This is a genomic window from Citromicrobium bathyomarinum, assembly GCF_038594485.1.
Classification (GTDB): domain Bacteria; phylum Pseudomonadota; class Alphaproteobacteria; order Sphingomonadales; family Sphingomonadaceae; genus Alteriqipengyuania; species Alteriqipengyuania bathyomarina_A.
Map to the genome: position 1 here is coordinate 573,366 of NZ_JBCFZG010000001.1, position 16,991 is coordinate 590,356.

Annotated in this window: 20 protein-coding genes, 1 tRNA gene and 1 other RNA gene; 14 read left to right on the forward strand and 8 right to left on the reverse strand. The window is 63.8% G+C overall.

Translation table 11 applies throughout. The features are described from left to right. Nucleotides 1-45 precede the first annotated feature (45 nt). The 4 genes from AAG591_RS02840 to AAG591_RS02855 are packed head-to-tail and all read left to right on the forward strand — an operon-like array spanning nucleotide 46 to nucleotide 4,319. Entirely contained in the window at nucleotides 46-1,347 is a 1,302-nt protein-coding gene (locus AAG591_RS02840) for a thiamine pyrophosphate-dependent enzyme (protein WP_342529432.1), read from the forward strand. Then, nucleotides 1,347-2,417, forward strand: coding sequence for an alpha-ketoacid dehydrogenase subunit beta (locus tag AAG591_RS02845; protein WP_342529433.1), 1,071 nt, complete (start codon nucleotides 1,347-1,349; stop codon nucleotides 2,415-2,417). The genes AAG591_RS02840 and AAG591_RS02845 overlap by 1 nt, the downstream gene beginning before the upstream one ends. Before the next feature lie 5 nt (nucleotides 2,418-2,422). Beyond that, on the forward strand, nucleotides 2,423-3,739 hold the full coding sequence (locus AAG591_RS02850; RefSeq protein ID WP_342529436.1) for a dihydrolipoamide acetyltransferase family protein: 1,317 nt from the start codon (nucleotides 2,423-2,425) through the stop codon (nucleotides 3,737-3,739). A 4-nt stretch (nucleotides 3,740-3,743) separates the two neighbouring features. Continuing rightward, nucleotides 3,744-4,319 (forward strand): YdeI/OmpD-associated family protein, encoded by a 576-nt coding sequence (locus AAG591_RS02855; RefSeq protein ID WP_342529437.1) that lies wholly within the window; start codon nucleotides 3,744-3,746, stop codon nucleotides 4,317-4,319. Nucleotides 4,320-4,325: 6 nt separating this feature from the next. Here AAG591_RS02855 and AAG591_RS02860 read toward each other — a convergent pair whose 3' ends face one another. After that, nucleotides 4,326-4,766 (reverse strand): hypothetical protein, encoded by a 441-nt coding sequence (locus AAG591_RS02860; RefSeq protein WP_342529439.1) that lies wholly within the window; start codon nucleotides 4,764-4,766, stop codon nucleotides 4,326-4,328. 196 nt (nucleotides 4,767-4,962) lie between these two features. Between AAG591_RS02860 and AAG591_RS02865 the strand changes: the two genes are divergently transcribed. After that, a tRNA-Asp gene (locus AAG591_RS02865) sits at nucleotides 4,963-5,039 on the forward strand. Nucleotides 5,040-5,132: 93 nt separating this feature from the next. Continuing rightward, nucleotides 5,133-5,807 (forward strand): glutathione S-transferase family protein, encoded by a 675-nt coding sequence (locus AAG591_RS02870; RefSeq protein ID WP_342529441.1) that lies wholly within the window; start codon nucleotides 5,133-5,135, stop codon nucleotides 5,805-5,807. Nucleotides 5,808-5,810: 3 nt separating this feature from the next. Here the strand turns inward: AAG591_RS02870 and AAG591_RS02875 are convergent, their stop codons facing one another. The 6 genes from AAG591_RS02875 to AAG591_RS02900 form a co-directional block, all read right to left on the reverse strand. Beyond that, nucleotides 5,811-6,593: an Fpg/Nei family DNA glycosylase gene (locus AAG591_RS02875; RefSeq protein ID WP_342529443.1), complete on the reverse strand. Its 783-nt coding sequence runs from the start codon at nucleotides 6,591-6,593 to the stop codon at nucleotides 5,811-5,813. A 38-nt stretch (nucleotides 6,594-6,631) separates the two neighbouring features. After that, on the reverse strand, nucleotides 6,632-6,847 hold the full coding sequence (locus tag AAG591_RS02880; RefSeq protein ID WP_342529444.1) for a DUF2842 domain-containing protein: 216 nt from the start codon (nucleotides 6,845-6,847) through the stop codon (nucleotides 6,632-6,634). Next, nucleotides 6,844-7,401 (reverse strand): 5-formyltetrahydrofolate cyclo-ligase, encoded by a 558-nt coding sequence (locus AAG591_RS02885; protein WP_342529445.1) that lies wholly within the window; start codon nucleotides 7,399-7,401, stop codon nucleotides 6,844-6,846. Before AAG591_RS02885 ends, AAG591_RS02880 begins: the two co-directional genes overlap by 4 nt. A gap of 138 nt (nucleotides 7,402-7,539) precedes the next feature. Continuing rightward, nucleotides 7,540-7,708, reverse strand: a non-coding RNA gene (gene ssrS / locus AAG591_RS02890) — 6S RNA. A gap of 10 nt (nucleotides 7,709-7,718) precedes the next feature. Then, nucleotides 7,719-8,294 (reverse strand): cell division protein ZapA, encoded by a 576-nt coding sequence (locus AAG591_RS02895; protein WP_342529446.1) that lies wholly within the window; start codon nucleotides 8,292-8,294, stop codon nucleotides 7,719-7,721. Nucleotides 8,295-8,304: 10 nt separating this feature from the next. Continuing rightward, a complete protein-coding gene (locus tag AAG591_RS02900; protein WP_342529447.1) occupies nucleotides 8,305-8,502 on the reverse strand; it encodes a hypothetical protein in 198 nt (65 codons plus the stop codon). A 180-nt stretch (nucleotides 8,503-8,682) separates the two neighbouring features. On the opposite strand from AAG591_RS02900, the gene tkt reads away from it, so the two are divergent. The 6 genes from tkt (at nucleotide 8,683) to AAG591_RS02930 (ending at nucleotide 15,086) form a co-directional block, all read left to right on the forward strand. Then, nucleotides 8,683-10,674 (forward strand): transketolase, encoded by a 1,992-nt coding sequence (gene tkt, locus AAG591_RS02905; protein ID WP_342529449.1) that lies wholly within the window; start codon nucleotides 8,683-8,685, stop codon nucleotides 10,672-10,674. Between the two features lie 18 nt (nucleotides 10,675-10,692). Continuing rightward, nucleotides 10,693-11,700, forward strand: coding sequence for a type I glyceraldehyde-3-phosphate dehydrogenase (gap, locus tag AAG591_RS02910; protein WP_342529451.1), 1,008 nt, complete (start codon nucleotides 10,693-10,695; stop codon nucleotides 11,698-11,700). A gap of 146 nt (nucleotides 11,701-11,846) precedes the next feature. Beyond that, entirely contained in the window at nucleotides 11,847-13,049 is a 1,203-nt protein-coding gene (locus tag AAG591_RS02915; protein ID WP_342529452.1) for a phosphoglycerate kinase, read from the forward strand. Between the two features lie 4 nt (nucleotides 13,050-13,053). Next, complete coding sequence (locus tag AAG591_RS02920; protein WP_342529453.1) at nucleotides 13,054-13,518, forward strand: PaaI family thioesterase; 465 nt, start codon at nucleotides 13,054-13,056, stop codon at nucleotides 13,516-13,518. Nucleotides 13,519-13,589: 71 nt separating this feature from the next. Next, the gene (locus AAG591_RS02925; RefSeq protein WP_342529455.1) at nucleotides 13,590-13,985 is read left to right on the forward strand and encodes a hypothetical protein; all 396 of its coding nucleotides are present in this window, start codon (nucleotides 13,590-13,592) and stop codon (nucleotides 13,983-13,985) included. A gap of 207 nt (nucleotides 13,986-14,192) precedes the next feature. Beyond that, nucleotides 14,193-15,086, forward strand: coding sequence for a fructose bisphosphate aldolase (locus AAG591_RS02930; RefSeq protein WP_342529457.1), 894 nt, complete (start codon nucleotides 14,193-14,195; stop codon nucleotides 15,084-15,086). 3 nt (nucleotides 15,087-15,089) lie between these two features. Here the strand turns inward: AAG591_RS02930 and AAG591_RS02935 are convergent, their stop codons facing one another. Further along, nucleotides 15,090-15,494, reverse strand: coding sequence for a hypothetical protein (locus AAG591_RS02935; RefSeq protein WP_342529459.1), 405 nt, complete (start codon nucleotides 15,492-15,494; stop codon nucleotides 15,090-15,092). Nucleotides 15,495-15,573: 79 nt separating this feature from the next. On the opposite strand from AAG591_RS02935, the gene thiE reads away from it, so the two are divergent. Next, on the forward strand, nucleotides 15,574-16,269 hold the full coding sequence (thiE, locus tag AAG591_RS02940) for a thiamine phosphate synthase (protein WP_342529460.1): 696 nt from the start codon (nucleotides 15,574-15,576) through the stop codon (nucleotides 16,267-16,269). Further along, nucleotides 16,244-16,990 carry a M23 family metallopeptidase gene (locus AAG591_RS02945; protein WP_342529461.1) on the forward strand — a complete coding sequence of 249 codons (747 nt, stop codon included), beginning with the start codon at nucleotides 16,244-16,246 and terminating at the stop codon, nucleotides 16,988-16,990. The genes thiE and AAG591_RS02945 overlap by 26 nt, the downstream gene beginning before the upstream one ends. The last annotated feature ends 1 nt before the right edge of the window (nucleotide 16,991 follow it).

Sequence of the window (16,991 nt, forward strand, 5' to 3'; positions counted from 1 at the left end):
TGAAAGAATGCGTCTCTCACGATGGAGGCGCCGGGAGACAGACGCATGGCCAACGGGCCCGAGCGAGCCACCAAGGGCGACAACAAGCCACGCTTGTCGCTTCACGTACCCGAACCGCAATATCGCCCCGATGCGGACGAGGTCGATTTTTCCGCGATCGAAGTGCCAGAGGCGGGCAAGCAGCCGCGCCCCGACGAGGCGTGCGAACCGCACGAGACTCACGGGCTCTGCACCGATCTGATCCGCGTGCTGGGCGACGACAATATGGCGCACGGCCCGTGGGACCCGAAGCTCGACCCCGAGACCCTGCGCCAGATGCTGCACCACTTCTCTCTGGTGCGCGCGTTCGACGAACGCATGTTTCGCGGCCAGCGGCAGGGCAAGACCAGCTTCTACATGAAGTGCACAGGCGAGGAGGCGACCAGTATCGCCACCTCGATGGCGCTGCAGCCAGACGACATGATCTTCCCCAGCTATCGCCAGCAGGGCGCGCTGATTGCGCGCGGCTATCCGCTGATCGAGATGATCAACCAGATCTATTCGAACAGCGGCGACAAGCTGAAGGGCCGCCAGCTGCCGATCATGTATTCGAGCCGCGAGCACAGCTTCTTCAGCATCTCGGGCAACCTCGCCACGCAGACGCCGCAGGCGGTTGGCTGGGCGATGGCGAGCGCGATCAAGCACGACACCCGCATCGCCGCGACCTGGGTGGGCGAGGGGAGCACCGCGGAGGGCGACTTCCACGCGGCGTGCACCTTTGCCAGCGTCTACAACGCGCCGGTGATCCTCAACGTCATCAACAACCAGTGGGCGATCTCCAGCTTCTCCGGCTTTGCAGGCGGCGAGCGGGCGACCTTCGCCAGCCGCGCGATCGGCTACGGCCTTGCCGGGTTGCGGGTGGACGGCAACGATCCGCTGGCATGCTACGCCGCCGAGAAATGGGCAGCGGATCGTGCGCGGACGAATGCCGGGCCGACGCTGATCGAATTCTTCACCTACCGCGCCGAAGGGCACTCCACCTCGGACGATCCCAGCGGTTACCGCAGCGCGCAGGAGCGTGAGGCATGGCCGCTCGGCGATCCCGTCGCACGGCTCAAGAACCACCTCATCGCACTCGGCGAATGGGACGAGGATCGTCAGGCGGAGATGGACCTGAAGGCCGCCGAAAAGGTGAAGGCCGACACCAAGCTGGCCGAAAAGAACGGTATCCTGGGCCACGGGATGCATCAGCCGTTCCACACCATGTTCGAAGACGTGTTCGAGGAAGAGCCGTGGCACCTTCGCGAACAGAACGCGCAGTCGCAGGCCGAACGCGACAAGAAATATCCGGACGGGGTGCCGCACTGATGAGCGAGACGAAAGACCAGCCCAAGGTCGAGCAGGGGCGCGACGCCACTGGCAATGATCGCCGCCTCAACATGATCGAGGCGATCAACGATGCGCTCGACGTGTCGATGGAGAAGGACGACAACGTCGTCGTCTTCGGCGAGGATGTCGGCTATTTCGGCGGCGTGTTCCGCTGCACGGCGGGCTTGCAGGAGAAATACGGCAAGTCGCGCGCGTTCGATACGCCGATCTCTGAATGCGGCATCGTCGCCGCGGCGATCGGGATGGGTGCCTACGGCCTGCGCCCGGTCCCCGAAATCCAGTTCGCCGACTACATCTACCCCGGCTACGACCAGATCATCAGCGAAGCGGCGCGCCTGCGCTATCGCAGCGCGGGCGAATATACCGCACCGATCACGATCCGCTCTCCCTTTGGCGGCGGCATTTTCGGCGGTCAGACGCACAGCCAGAGTCCCGAGTCCCTGTTCACCCACGCCTCTGGCATCAAAACCGTCATTCCGGCGACGCCCTACGATGCGAAGGGTCTGCTGATCGCGGCGATCGAGGATAATGACCCGGTCATCTTCTTCGAGCCCAAGCGCATCTACAACGGCCCGTTCGACGGCTTCTTCGACCGTCCGGTGAAGAACTGGAAGTCGCATCCCGATAGCGTGGTCCCCGAAGGATACTACCGCATCCCGCTAGGCGAGGCGCGGCTCGTGACCGAGGGCGAGCAGCTTACCGTGCTGACCTACGGCACGATGGTCCACGTCGCGAAAGCGGTGCTGGAAGAGAAGGGCATCGAAGCCGACATTCTCGACCTTCGCACGCTCGTCCCGCTGGACATGGACGCGATCGAGAAATCGGTGAAGAAGACCGGCAAGTGCCTGATCGTGCACGAGGCGACGCGCACCTCCGGCTTCGGCGCAGAGCTTTCCGCGCTGGTGCAGGAACGTTGCTTCTATCACCTCGAAGCGCCGATCCAGCGCGTGACCGGCTTCGACACCCCTTATCCCCACAGCCTCGAATGGGCCTATTTCCCCGGCCCGGTGCGCATTGGCGCGGCTCTCGACACGCTCCTCAAGGACTGATCCCCATGGCGAAATTCACCTTCAACCTGCCCGATATCGGCGAAGGCATTGCCGAGGCGGAGATCGTTGCGTGGCACGTATCGGTCGGCGACATGGTCGCGGAAGATCAGCAGATCGCGGACATGATGACCGACAAGGCGACCGTGGAAATGGAAAGCCCGGTTGCCGGCAAGGTGATCGAGATCGCGGGTGAGGTGGGCGACACCATCTCGATCGGATCGATGCTGGTCACCATCGAAGTCGAGGGCGAGATTCCGGACGACGTGGCAGAGGAGAACGCCAAGGTCGCCGAAGCTGAGGCAGAAACCGCACCTGCGCCCGCGCCGAAGGACGACAATGTCGAGGAGCGGATCGAGGTCGAGAACCCCGACGCCAGCGATGCCGATGACGCACACGAAGCCGATCCCGAGCCTGCGCCCAAGCAGCCCATCGAAAAGAGCGCACCGAAAGCCGAGGCAAAGGTTCTCGCCAGCCCGGCTGTACGCAAGCGCGCGAAAGACCTGGGCATCGATCTGGCGCAGGTAAAACCGGCCGAGGATGGCCGCGTCCGCCATGGCGACCTCGACCAGTTCCTTGCCTATTCGGGCGGCTATTCGCCCGCCAGCGGCCCGCGCGCCGACGAGGAAATCAAGGTCATCGGAATGCGCCGCCGGATCGCGCAGAACATGAGCGCATCGAAACGCAATATTCCGCACTTCACCTATGTCGACGAGGTCGACGTGACCGATCTGGAAGCGATGCGCGCGCAGCTCAACGAAGGGCGGGGAGACAAGCCAAAGCTCACGATCCTGCCGCTGCTCATCACCGCGATCTGCCAGTGCCTGCCCGAATTCCCGATGATCAATGCCACCTATGATGACGAAGCGGGCGTGGTGACGCGCCACGGCTCGGTCAACATGGGCATGGCCGCGCAGACCGACGCCGGGCTGATGGTGCCCGTGCTGCATAATGCGCAGGGGCAGAACATCTGGCAGCTCGCGCGTGAGATCGGTCGGCTTGCCGAGGCCGCACGCAGCGGCAAGGCCAGGTCCGAAGAAATGCAGGGCGGCACGCTGACCGTGACCTCGCTCGGGCCCCTTGGCGGAATCGCGACCACGCCGGTCATCAACCGGCCCGAGGTTGCGATCATCGGCCCGAACAAGATCGTTGAGCGCCCGATGTTCGTCATCGGTTCGGACGGAATCGAGCGCGTGGAGAAGCGCAAGCTGATGAACATTTCGATCAGTTGCGATCACCGCGTGGTCGATGGATGGGATGCGGCGAGCTTCATTCAGGCGCTCAAGCGGCGTCTGGAAGCCCCCGCGCTGATCCTGGCGAGCTGATCCGATGACGACCGACCCGCGCATCGACGATTACATTGCGCGGGCGGCACCCTTTGCCCAGCCGATCCTGATTCACCTGCGCAAGCTGGCGCATGAGGCGCTTCCCAATGGCGAGGAAGCGATCAAGTGGCGCGTGCCGACCTTCATGCAGGGCGGAAAGAACATCGTCAGCATCGCGGCGTTCAAGGCGCACTGCGCGTGCGTGATCCATCACGAGGAACAGGAGGCCGTTGGCGAGGGCATGGGCCAGCTCGGCAAACTCGCTACGGTGGACGACCTGCCTCCCGATGAGGAGCTTGTCGGGCGAATCCGGCGTGGTGCGGAACGCGTTGCGGAGGGCAAACGCCGTCAGTCGAAACCCAAAGCCGAAATCCCGATGCCTGAGGATTTCGCGACAGCGCTGGAGAACAATCTCCGGGCCAAGCAAAATTTCGATAGCTTCACTCCCGCCCAGCGTCGTGAATATCTTGAGTGGATTACCGAGGCGAAGCGGGCCGAGACGCGCACCAAGCGGATTGCGACCGCGGTCGAATGGCTGGCCGAGGGGAAGCGCCGCAACTGGAAATACGAAAACTGCTGAACCGAATCAGCGCACCACCGCGCTGTAGGTGAACACGCCGCGTCCGCGCGCCGCGCGCGGATTGTCGACATCCCAGCGTACGTGCGTAACGTCGGTAGAGGTCGCTGCACGGCCGCGAACGCGCAGCTCGGTGAGCCTGCCCCAAATGCGGCCGCCATCGACGGAGACTTCGGGCTCGTCGCCGCCACTTGCGCGAAACGCCAGCGATCGGGGAACTCGGCTCGATATCGTGAAGGGCCTGTCCTGCGGGCTGCGCCAGGCGAGCATCAGCACGACCGTATCGCCAGTTTGCAGTGTGTCCGCCGGTTCGAGGCTGCGCTGGGTACGCCCATCACGCTCGAGCGAACGCTCGACGAAAACCTCACGGTCGATCTGCACCAGCGACTGTGCGCTTGCCACAGTCGCAGCGAATACCGCCACACCCCCGATCAGCAATCCGATACGCATGACTGGGCTCCCCATGCCCGTTTTCCAAGCGTTGCGGACCCTCGCAGCAAATGCTCAAAATGCAGTTAATCGCCGACTAACCAAGTTTCTTTCGTGCAAGGCGAAAAAGGCGGGTTGCGGGCCATTGACAGGGTCGCAGAGCTGGCCTAATCGCGCCCCTCCCACGCAGCGGAGACACCTTCTCCCACGTGTTTGCGCGGGTGTAGCTCAGTTGGTTAGAGCGCCGGCCTGTCACGCCGGAGGTCGCGGGTTCGAGTCCCGTCACTCGCGCCATTTCATGCAAATGGTGCCGATTTCGCCCCGTGCTCTTGCGCGGGTCGCGCTGCGCGTTCACCTGCCCTGCAACGCACCGGCAGGAGGGCACCGATGATCACGCTTCACCATCTCGAATATTCGCAGAGCTTCCGCATCCTCTGGCTGCTGGAGGAGCTGGGCGCGCCGTACGAGCTGAAGATCTACAACCGCGATCCCGAGACGCGGCTTGCGCCCGCCGAATACAAGGCGCTCTCGCCGCTCGGCACCGCGCCGGTCATCACCGACGATACCGGGCTGGTTCTGGCCGAGAGCAATGCGGTGATCGACTACATCCTCGATTCGCACCCGGAGAGCCCGCTGCGCCCCGCGCCGGGCGAGGCGAGCAGGGTGGATTACCTGTTCTGGTTCCACGCAGGGGTGGGCAGCCTTATGCCGATGCAGTTCTTCAATGGCCTGCTGACGATGATGAAAGCCCGCAGCCCCGCGCTGGTCCGTTCGGTCATCGGCATCGCGACCGACAAGGTGCGCGAGATGCTGGTCGCGCCGCGACTGAAGGTGTTGTTCGACAAGCTGGAGAGCGACCTTGGGCGCAATACCTGGCTGGCGGGCGATCAACTGACCGCCGCCGATATCTCCATGTGCTATTCGATAGCGTCCGCCGATGCCCAGGGGCGCCTGACGGATCGTCCCAACTGCCGGCGGTGGATGGATCAGATGCGCAGCACGCCTTCCTTCCAGCGAGCGATGGCAAAGGACGGGCGCGAGACCTTTGTATTCAGTTTCTAGGCGCTATTTCTGGTGACGGGTGCAGTGATACGCGCTGCGCCCACCAATCTTGGTCTTCTCGATCTTTCCGTTGCAGCGGGGACAGGCGGCCCCGATTTTGCGAGTGTGGATAAGCCAGTCGTCTGGCAGCCGGTCGTAGTACGCCCCGGTGTCCATGACCGCGCGCAAGATGGCGCGCATGGCTTCGTGCATGTCGCCTAGCGAGTTTTCGGAAAGGTCGGTGCCCTTGCGCTCGGGATCGATCCCGACGCGGTAGAGAATTTCGTCGGACCACAGGTTGCCCACCCCGGCGAACTTTCGCTGGTCCATCAGCGCGGACTTGGTCGCCCCGCGCGATCCGCCGATCACGTTTGCAAACGTAGCGCGGTCGATCTCCAGCGCATCCGGGCCGTATTCGATCCGCGCGATTTCCGCCTCCGGGCTGTCGATCACGCGCACCCAGCCGAGCTTGCGCGGGCAGCTGAAGGCTAGTCGGCGATCGCCTTCGAACCGAATGAGAAACTTGGCGTAGTCGGGCGGACTGTCGTCCTCGTCGAAAGGGCGGAGCGATCCGGTCATGCCGAGATGAACGCCGATCCAAGGGCCCGTCTTGCTGCCCGCGAAGATCAGCTTGCCGTGGCGGTGCGTCTGCGTGAATTGATGGCCGACCAGCCGCTTGCGTTCGTTGTCGCCCGGCAGTTCGAGATAGTCGGTATCCTCACCCAGCTCGACCGCCTCGATCGTGCGGTTCAGGCAATCGCGTTCGATGCGCAGCCGGTTGGCTTCGGCTTCGGGGAGTTCAGGCATGCAGGTTCAACGGTTATCGCCGCAGAGCGTTTCCCGCGTCAGCCCCAGCGGCCAGTTTCCATCCAGATCAGGAATCGCTTGAGCGGCAGCAGCCAGATTATGCCGAGCACGAGGTAGATCGGCGTCTGCACGAGCACCGGCCAGGTACCGATTACCTCTGGCACATAACGCGCGATCAGGATCGCATAGACGAACAATCCCAGCAGCAGGCCGAGGATGCCTACGGGAATGCGCCAGTTAGGTTCGCGCCTCACGACGCAACCTCGTAAACGCGGGTGGGGGTGACAATCATGTGCAGCGGCATATCGTGGGGTTCCATCGGAACCCGATCGATCTTCTGCACATCCCACGCAAGCCCGATTCGCAGCGCATCGGGATGTGCGGCGCACCATCGGTCGTAATATCCGCCGCCCTGGCCCAGCCTGCCGCCATCTTCGTCGAACGCGAGCAGCGGCATCACGATCACGTCGGGCACAAGATCGTCAGCATCCTTGCCCGGCTGCTTCAGCCCATGAGGGCCGCTTACTAGGTCTCTGCCGCCGAGCGGGTCGGTATGCTCGGCAAACCGCATCGCGCCATCCTCTGCCAGCAGGCGGGGGAGGGCGACCCTGTGGCCGTGTTCGAGGAAGAACTGGGCGTACCGTTCTGCCGGGGCCTCGCCAGCGCTCGCGTGATACACTCCAATCGTCGCATCGGGCGCGATCCGCGAAAGAACCGGGGCGGGGGGGCGTGAGAAGACCAACGCGCGCACCGCATCGGGCAGTTCAGCGACGGTGTTCTTGCGGAGGATCCGTAATTCGCGACGCAATTCCGACTTGTCTATCACCGCTCGCCCTGAGCCTGTCGAAGGGCCGTTCTCACTTCGACGCAAATGTAACGCAAGGAAGTACGGGGCTTCGACAAGCTCAGCCCGATCGGCTCTGCAAACGTACTTCCAAAAATCAGTGGCGGAACCACCATGGGTCGGTGCCTGGGAAATCCTCTGACGCAGAAGGTCAGGTGGGCGCCGTATACCCCGGCCCCACAGCCGAACTGGTGGACCAGGGAAGGGACAGCTCCCTAGGATAAACTTATAGCCTCAGGGATGTTCTACGGCTCGTGCCGGGCAGTCCCGCCACGCCCTATCTAGGCGTTGCCGTCGCCACCCTCAAGCTTGTCCGCACAGGATTCGAGCAAACCGGCAAACCGTTCGAGCGCGGGCAGCAGGTCTTCGTCCACCTGCGCGCCCGAAGCGGCGGCTGCGAAGGGCAATTCCTGCATCTGTGCATCTTCCAGCCGGCGTTGCAGATCGGTGCAGCGCTGTTCGAGCAGGGCGATCCGGTCGGACTGTGCCTTGGCCTCGGCCCCGTCGCGGCTCGCCGCCTCCTCGCGTGCGTTGCGCAGGTCACGTTCGAGCCGTCCGCGCGCATCGGTGGCGGAGGACAGTGCTGCCTCCAGCCGATCGCGCTCCTGCTCGACCGAGGCAAGCCGCTCGCGCATCTGCTTGGTCTCAGCGTCCTCGCCGGGGGAGACGTCCGCCTTGTCGAAGACATCATCCGCTGCGCGGAGGCACGCGAACAGGATGTTCTGGGAGAATCTCGGCGTCAGTGGCTCGTAGTATCCGTCGATTGCGGAGACGAGTTCGCGAACCCGCTGTTCGTCTTCGGGGGCGCATGAGATCGCGAAATCCTGTCCGCCGATGGTGATTTCCACCTTGCTCATCCCTCGGCGCTCACTTTTCCAGTTCGCCTATGACCGAATCGAGTCTGCTCAGTTCGGCGCGGACCTTGCTGCGCATTTCTTCGTAGCGTGCCGACGAAGTCCCGGTGGCGTCGGTGCGCCGGGCCACCGAAGCATCGGCCGCCGCGCCAATCCGCGCCAGCGCGCGTTCGATGCGCTGGATGGTCTGTTCGAGCCTTTGGTCCCTCATGCCGCAAATGTGTAATAGGCAAATCCGCCATCCCCAAGAGCGGGCACGATTTTTTGGACAGGTTGCACGATCGGTCCGTCGCAAAGCGTGGCCTTGCCTTGACCTGAGCGCCTGCCTTGTCGAAGGCACACGCACAATCGAATCGCGGCGTCGGCGCGCCGTTCAGGAGTACCCCGGCACATGAGTCTCGATCCCGCCCGTATGATCCCGATGGCCAATGCCATCCGGGCCCTTTCCATGGATGCGGTTCAAAAGGCCCAGAGCGGCCATCCGGGCATGCCCATGGGCATGGCCGATGTCGCTACGGTGCTGTGGTCGAACTACCTCAAATACGATGCCAGCGCGCCCGACTGGGCTGACCGCGACCGTTTCGTGCTGAGCGCGGGCCACGGTTCGATGCTGCTCTATTCGCTGCTCAACCTGTCGGGCTTTGCCAAGCCGACGATCGAAGACATCGAGAATTTCCGCCAGCTGGGCAGCCCGACGGCGGGCCATCCGGAGAATTTCCTGCTTCCCGGCGTCGAATGCACCACCGGCCCGCTGGGCCAGGGGCTGGCGATGGCAGTGGGCATGGCGATGGCCGAGCGGCACCTGAATGCCGAATTCGGCGACGATCTGGTCGATCACCACACCTGGGTGATCGCGGGCGATGGCTGTCTGATGGAAGGTATCAACCACGAGGCTATCGGACTTGCCGGTCACCTCAAGCTGGGCCGGCTGATCTGCTTCTGGGACGATAACCAGATCACCATCGACGGCAGCACCGATCTTTCCACCAGCGAGAACGTGCGCGCCCGGTTCGAGGCGACGGGCTGGTTCGTCAATTCGTGCGACGGCCACGATCACGAGGATATCGCGCGCGCCATCGACGAAGCACTGGCGGAGGATCGCCCCGCGCTGATCGCGTGCCGCACCGTGATCGGCTACGGCGCACCCAACAAGCAGGGCACCTCGGCAACGCACGGATCGCCGCTTGGGGCGGACGAAGTCGCTGCCGCGCGCGAGAAGCTGAACTGGAAGGCCGAGCCTTTCGAAATTCCCGACCAGATCCGCAGCGAATGGCGGTCTGCCGGATCGCGAGGTGCGGATGTGCGATCGGAATGGTCGTCGCGTCTTGATGCGAGCGAGAAGAAGGCCGAATTCCAGCGGCGCATGGCGGGCGATCTGCCCGAAGGCTTCTCTCTCGACGAATTCGTCACCAAGCTTGTGCGCGACCCGCAAAAGGTCGCGACCCGCAAGGCAAGCGAGAATGCGCTGGAAGTCATCAACCACCGCCTGCCCGATACGGTCGGTGGATCGGCCGACCTGACCGGTTCGAACAATACCAAGACTGGCGAACTGGGCGACTTCTCGGCGGACAACCGCGGCGGGCGCTACGTCTATTACGGCATTCGCGAATTCGGCATGTCCGCCGCGATGAACGGCATGGCGCTGCATGGCGGGATCATCCCGTACGGTGGCACCTTCCTGGTGTTCAGCGATTATTGCCGCCCGGCGATCCGCCTCTCGGCGCTTCAGGAAGCGCGGGTGATCTACGTGATGACTCACGATTCCATCGGGCTGGGCGAAGATGGACCGACCCATCAGCCGGTCGAGCACCTGCAGAGCCTTCGCGTCATTCCAAACCTGCTGGTGATGCGCCCCGGCGATGCGGTCGAAACCGCCGAGTGCTGGGAGGTGGCGTTGCAGCAGAAGAAGCGCCCCACCGTGCTTGCGCTGTCGCGGCAGGGTCTGGAGCAGTTCCGCACCGAGGAGGTGGAAGAAAACCGCTCCGCCCGCGGAGCCTATCGCATCAAGGACGCCGAGGCCGAACGGCGCGTGATCCTGATCGCGACCGGCTCCGAAGTCGGCCTTGCGATCGAGTGCGCTGCCGAGCTCGAATCGCGCGGCATCGGCGCGGACGTCGTCTCGATGCCGTGTGCCGGACTGTTCGACGAACAGAGCCCGGCCTATCGCGACAATATCTTGCCCAACGTCGGCCCGGAGGAAATCCTGCGGGTCAGCATCGAGGCAGGGACCACCTTCGGGTGGGAACGCTATACGATGAGCAACGGGCTGCGCATCGGCATCGATTCCTTCGGCACCTCGGCCCCGGCCGGGGATGCCTTCGACCATTTCGGATTCACATGCGAGGCGATCATCCCCAAGATCGTCGCCAAGCTGGAAGCATAAGTCAGGAGAACCAAGACCATGGCGACCAAGGTTGCAATCAACGGATTCGGCCGCATCGGACGGCTTGTTGCGCGTGCACTGCTCGAACACACCGATCACGATCTGGAACTGGTGGCGATCAACGATCTGGCCAGTGCGGATGCCAATGCGCTGCTGTTCCAGTACGATTCGACGCATGGCCGCTTCCCCGGCTCGGTCTCGGTCGAAGGCAATTCGCTGGTCGTGAACGGCAAGAAGATCGCCGTCACCAGCGAACGTGAGCCGGGCAAGCTCCCGCACGGCGAGATGGGCGTGGACATCGTGCTGGAATGCACGGGCTTCTTCCAGTCGGTCGACGCTGCGAAGCCGCATCTCGATGCAGGTGCCAAGCGCGTGCTGATCTCGGCTCCGGCGAAGGGCGATCTCAAGACGATCGTTTTCGGTGTGAACCACGAGACGCTGACCGGCGATGACCACATCGTCTCCAACGCCAGCTGCACCACCAACTGCCTCGCGCCGGTCGCGAAGGTGCTGAACGATCTCGTGGGGATCGAGCGTGGTTTCATGACCACGATCCACTCCTACACCAACGATCAGCGCATGCTCGACCAGATGCACTCGGACATGCGCCGTGCCCGTGGCGGCGCGCAGAACATGATCCCGACCACCACCGGCGCCGCCCGCGCAGTCGGCCTGGTGCTGCCCGAACTCAACGGCAAGCTCGATGGTTCGTCGGTCCGCGTGCCCACGCCCAACGTCTCGCTGATCGACCTGGTGTTCACGCCGGGTCGTGACACTTCGGCAGAGGAACTGAACGAGGCGTTGAAGGCGGCAGCCGACGGCGCCATGAAGGGCGTGCTCGATTTCACCGATCAGCCGCTGGTTTCGAGCGACTTCAACCACCAGCCCGCCAGCTCGACGGTCGACAGCCTCGAAACCGCCGTGCTCGAAGGCAAGCTGGCCCGCGTGGTCAGCTGGTACGACAACGAATGGGGCTTCTCCAACCGGATGATCGACACCGCCGGCGTGATGGCGGGGCTGATCTGACGACCAATCCTCCCCGGAAACGGGGAGGGGGACCACCGAAGGTGGTGGAGGGGCACCCACCACCATTCGGAGATTTCGAGCGTGCCCCTCCACCCCGCGCTGCGCGCGCTGTCCCCCTCCCCCAAGGGGGAGGATCGGGAGTTCCCATGACCAAGTTCAAAACCCTCGACGATCTGCCTGCCGATCTTTCCGGCAAGGTCGCGCTGGTGCGCGTCGATCTCAACCTGCCGATGAAGGATGGTTCGGCGACCGACGTCACGCGGGTCGAGGCGGCGAAGCCGACGATCCTCGAACTCAGCGACAAGGGCGCGAAAGTGCTGCTGCTGGCGCATTTCGGGCGCCCGAAAGGCCAGCGCAATTCGACCATGAGCACCAGCTACGTACAGGGCGATGTGGATCGGGTGCTGGGTCGCGAGATCATGTTCATCTCTGAGGTCGCGGGCCCGTCGGTCGAGCAATCGCTCGGCATCCTGCGCAATGGCGATATCGGCCTGCTGGAGAACACGCGCTTCTGGCCGGGCGAGGAAGCGAACGATCCCGATTTCGCCAAGGCGATCGCCGCGCATGGCGATTTTTACGTCAACGATGCCTTCTCCGCCGCGCACCGCGCGCATGCGTCGACCGAGGGATTGACGCATTTCCTTCCCTCTTACGCGGGCAGGGCGATGGAGGCCGAGTTGAAGGCGCTCGATGCGGCGCTTGGTAACCCGGAAGAGCCGGTGGCCGCAGTGGTGGGCGGGGCGAAGGTATCGACCAAGCTCGACGTGCTGACCAACCTCGTCGGCAAGGTGCAGCACCTCATCATCGGTGGCGGGATGGCGAACACCTTCCTTGCCGCGCGCGGAGCCGATGTCGGCAAGTCGCTGTGCGAGCACGAGTTGGTCGACAAGGCGAATGCCATCATGGACGCGGCGGACCACGCGGGCTGCACCGTGCACCTGCCGTATGACGTCGTGGTGGCGAAGGAGTTCGCCGCCAATCCCCCGTCGCTGCGCACGAGCAATGTACACGAGGTCGCCGCCGATGAGATGATCCTCGACATCGGCGGCCAAGCGACCGAAGCACTCGCCGATGTGCTCAAGACCTGCAAGACGCTGGTGTGGAACGGGCCGCTCGGCGCGTTCGAGACCGAGCCGTTCGATCAGGCGACCGTCAGCCTCGCGCGCACTGCTGCTGCGCTGACCCAAGAAGGTTCGCTGGTCTCGATCGCGGGCGGAGGCGACACGGTCGCAGCGCTCAACGTTGCGGGTGTGGCCGACGATTTCACTTATGTTTCAACCGCTGGTGGCGCTTTCCTCGAATGGATGGAGGGCAAGCCGCTGCCCGGTGTCGAGGCGCTGAAGGCCTGACACGATGAGCGAGAACGAAGGCGTAGGTGAGGGCGGCAACGGCCTGGTCGATGTGACCGGGGGCGAGTTTGCAGGCTGGCAGACTTGGCAGAGCGACGCGTTCGAGCAGCGCGCCGGACCGTTCTACGAAAAGCGGCAGGCCGATGGCACGATGCTGACCGCGTTCCGCGCCGAACCGCGCCACATGAACGGCGCGGGCTTCATGCATGGTGGCTGCCTGATGACCTTTGCCGACAGCGCGATCTTCACCATCGCGCGCGACGCGATGGGCGATAGCCGTGGCGTGACGCTGAGCCTGAGCGGCGATTTCCTCGATCCCGCACGCGTGGGCCAGCTGATCGAGGCGACCGGAGAGGTCGTGCGCGCAGGCGGCAAGACGATCTTCGTTGCCGGTCAGGTCCGGGCCGACGGCAACCCGGTGCTTCGCTTCGACGCGATCATCCGCAAGGTGCGCGGAACCCGCGACTGATCCCGATTGACCGATGGCAGGCGTCGGAATAATTCCTGCGCTGGTTTTGTTTCCATTCGGGGGGATTGCGGGTGCTCGACAAGTGGATTTTTGCCGGTGTGTCAGGCACGGCGGTGCTGGCATCCGCACTGATCGCCACGGCTGCGCAGGCGCAGGAATGGAAGGGCGCCGGGCCCGTGATCGCGGCCTTCTACAACGAGGAAATGTCCGTCCCCAAGGGCTGGGAGCTCACCTTCACCGGATCGCAGAGCGGGGTTGAGGTCTATACCTTCTATGTCCGCCCTGACACCGTGGATGTCGATACCAGCTGGATCGATGCACAGGGTCAGCTGGAACGCGCTCTGTGCGAAGACGACACGCTGAGGGGCTGGGTGATGTCGGGCATGAAAGCGCGCGCAGACAAGATCGTCATCAGCAAGGGCAAGCAGACCAAGACGGTCGGCACTGGCTACGTCACCTGCCGCTGACCACCGACCCTGCGGCTTTTGCGCTGGCTAGCCTCAGTTCCAATACTGCCATACAGCCTCGGCGCGGCGCGATTGGCCGATAAAGCACACCCGCGAAAAGGTTGCCTTGCCGATGTTGCGTTGCACGCGGCGGCTGCCTAGGAGCGCCGCATCTGCATTCGTATGCGTCACAAGCTGGCAAACCGGCCCGAAGGGAAGCGTTAAGGCATGAATTTCGAAGAGATGAAGGCGAAGATCGCCAACGGCGACGGCTTTATTGCTGCGCTCGATCAGTCGGGCGGCTCCACGCCCAAGGCGCTGGCCGGGTACGGCGTCGCCGAAAGCGAATATTCGGGCGAAGACGAGATGTTCGCCAAGATCCACGAGATGCGCTGCCGCATCGTCGAAAGCCCGGTCTTCACTGGCGAGAAGGTTGTCGGCGCGATCCTGTTCGAAAAGACCATGGATGGCTGCAATCCCGAAGGCATGCCGATCCCCGAAAGGCTGGCAGGCAAGGGCATCGTGCCGTTCCTGAAGGTCGACAAGGGCATGCACGATACCGAAAACGGTGTGCAGCTGATGAAGGACATGCCGCAGCTGGCCGACCAGTGCGCACGCGCCAAAAAGCTGGGCGTGTTCGGGACCAAGATGCGCTCGGTCGTGCACGAGGCGAACCGCCAGGGCATTGCCGATGCGGTCCGTCAGCAGATGGATATCGGCCTCGAAATCCTCAGCCACGGCCTCGTGCCCATCCTCGAACCCGAAGTCAGCCTGAAGGCGGACAATCGCGGCACCGCCGAGGCGCACCTGCTCGCGGCGTTCCAGGAAGAGCTGGAGCGTGTGCCCGAAGGTCAGCAGGTCATGCTCAAACTGACGATCCCGAGCGAGCCGAACCTCTACCTGCCGCTGGTCCACCACCCCAAGGTGCTGCGCGTCGTGGCGCTGTCGGGTGGCTACGGCCGTGAAGAAGCCTGTCGGGAACTGGCCAAGAACACCGGTATGATCGCAAGCTTCAGCCGCGCACTGCTGGAAGAGCTGCGTGCGCAGATGGACGATCAGAAGTTCGACAACGCACTCGAAAGCGCGATCGACGAGATTTACGCCGCCAGCACCGCTGGCTGAAGGCTATCCGCCTTCGAAAGCGAAGCGGTATTCGGCGGACGTGATCTGCTTGTCGGTCTGCTTTTCGGGCTGCACCGACACCAGAGTGATCGTCACGCCGCGTACGGTGTGCGGTTCGCCCAGCGTGAGTGGCTGAGTCTGGCGCCAGCCAGGGCCGTCGATCCGTGTTTCGACCACGGCCCGTCCTGCCCACACGCAACGCGCGTTCATCGGGCAGCGGCTGTCCTCCGTCACGCGCATCGGCGTGGCGACAACGCTGCCGACCTGCACCGGCTGCAGCAGCGGCACGAGGGTGCCCTGCTGCGCAATCTCGTGGGGCGAATCGACGATCGGCCCTGCGTTGGGAACGACCGCGCAGGCGGAGAGCGGAAGGATCGCGGCAAGCGCGAGCAGGGGAGCGTATCTCATGCTCCGCACATAGCGCCCGGTTCGCTTGCGGTTCGCTGAATATCGACGAACCGCGCTTACCCGGCTACGTGCGCCAGTCATGAACGACGCAAATGGCGCGATTGCGCAAATTCCGACGCAGCTTTACCTGATCTCCCCGCTCGACGTGGGTCGCGATTTCCCCGACCGGCTCGCTCGCGCGATCGACGCGGGCAACGGACACGTCACTGCCTTTCAGTTCCGCGTGAAGGGGTTCGAAGGCTCAGCAGGTCAGCACGAGGCTGCGGCTCTGGCTGCGCCGTTGCAGGAAATCTGCGCCGCGCGCGATGTCGCTTTCATAGTCAACGACGATATCGCGCTCGCCAAGCGGCTGAAAGCTGACGGTGTCCACCTCGGGCAGGACGACGGCACCGTGCAGGAAGCGCGTGACGCGCTGGGAATGCAGGCCCAGATCGGTGTTACCTGCCACGCCTCGCGCCATCTCGCGATGGAAGCGGGCGATGCAGGAGCGGATTACGTCGCCTTCGGCGCGTTCTACCCCAGCACCACAAAGGATAAGGGCGACGCCGAACGGCCGACTCCCGAAATTCTCGAATGGTGGTCGCAGATATTCGAACTTCCGAGCGTCGCCATCGGGGGAATTACGCCGGAAAACTGCGGACCGCTGATTGCCGCAGGCGCCGATTTCCTCGCCGTCAGCGGCGCCGTGTGGAACGGTGACGAGGCGCAAGCCGTTAAGGCTTTCGTCAAGAGGTTGGAGGACACGGACCATGTTCGAGGGACTGAGGTCGGTTAAGGCGAAGTCGATGAGCGTGCTGGACCGCGTCCTCACCATCATCGTCACTGCAACGATTACCTCGATGGTATGGATCGTCGCGGGTGGAAGCCTGCTCGACATGTCGGGTTCCGACAGCCAGATCGAAAAAACCAGTCCGGCCCAGGCCGTGAAGACGCCCGAGCCCGTCAGTCAGGAAACTGTTGCGGGAGGCGAGCAGAGCGCCGCCAGCGCCTCCAAAGAGCGCAATATCGTGACGCACGATAGTGCCAATGCGACAAGGCCGGGCGCGCGCGACCTTTCGCAGCTGGTCATTCCCGTGCTGAACGTGAAACCGGGCGAGCTATCCGACAGCTTCCTTGCCGAACGTGACGGCGGTGCCCGGATGCACGAGGCGATCGACATCATGGCTCCGCGCGGCACCACCGTTGTCGCCGCGGCGCCGGGAACGATCGAACGGATCTATCGGTCGGAAAAGGGCGGCAACTCGCTCTACGTGCGGTCCGACGACAAGCAGACGATCTTCTACTACGCCCATCTCGACAAGTACGCGCCGGGACTGAACGAGGGGCAGAAGATAAGACGCGGTCAGCGTTTGGGTACGGTCGGTACGACGGGCAATGCCGCGCCCGACGCCCCACACCTCCATTTCGCGATCATGCGGACCACCGAAGACGCCGAATGGTGGGAACCGACCAACGCGATCAATCCCTACCCATACCTTTCCGCAGGGAAGGACTGAC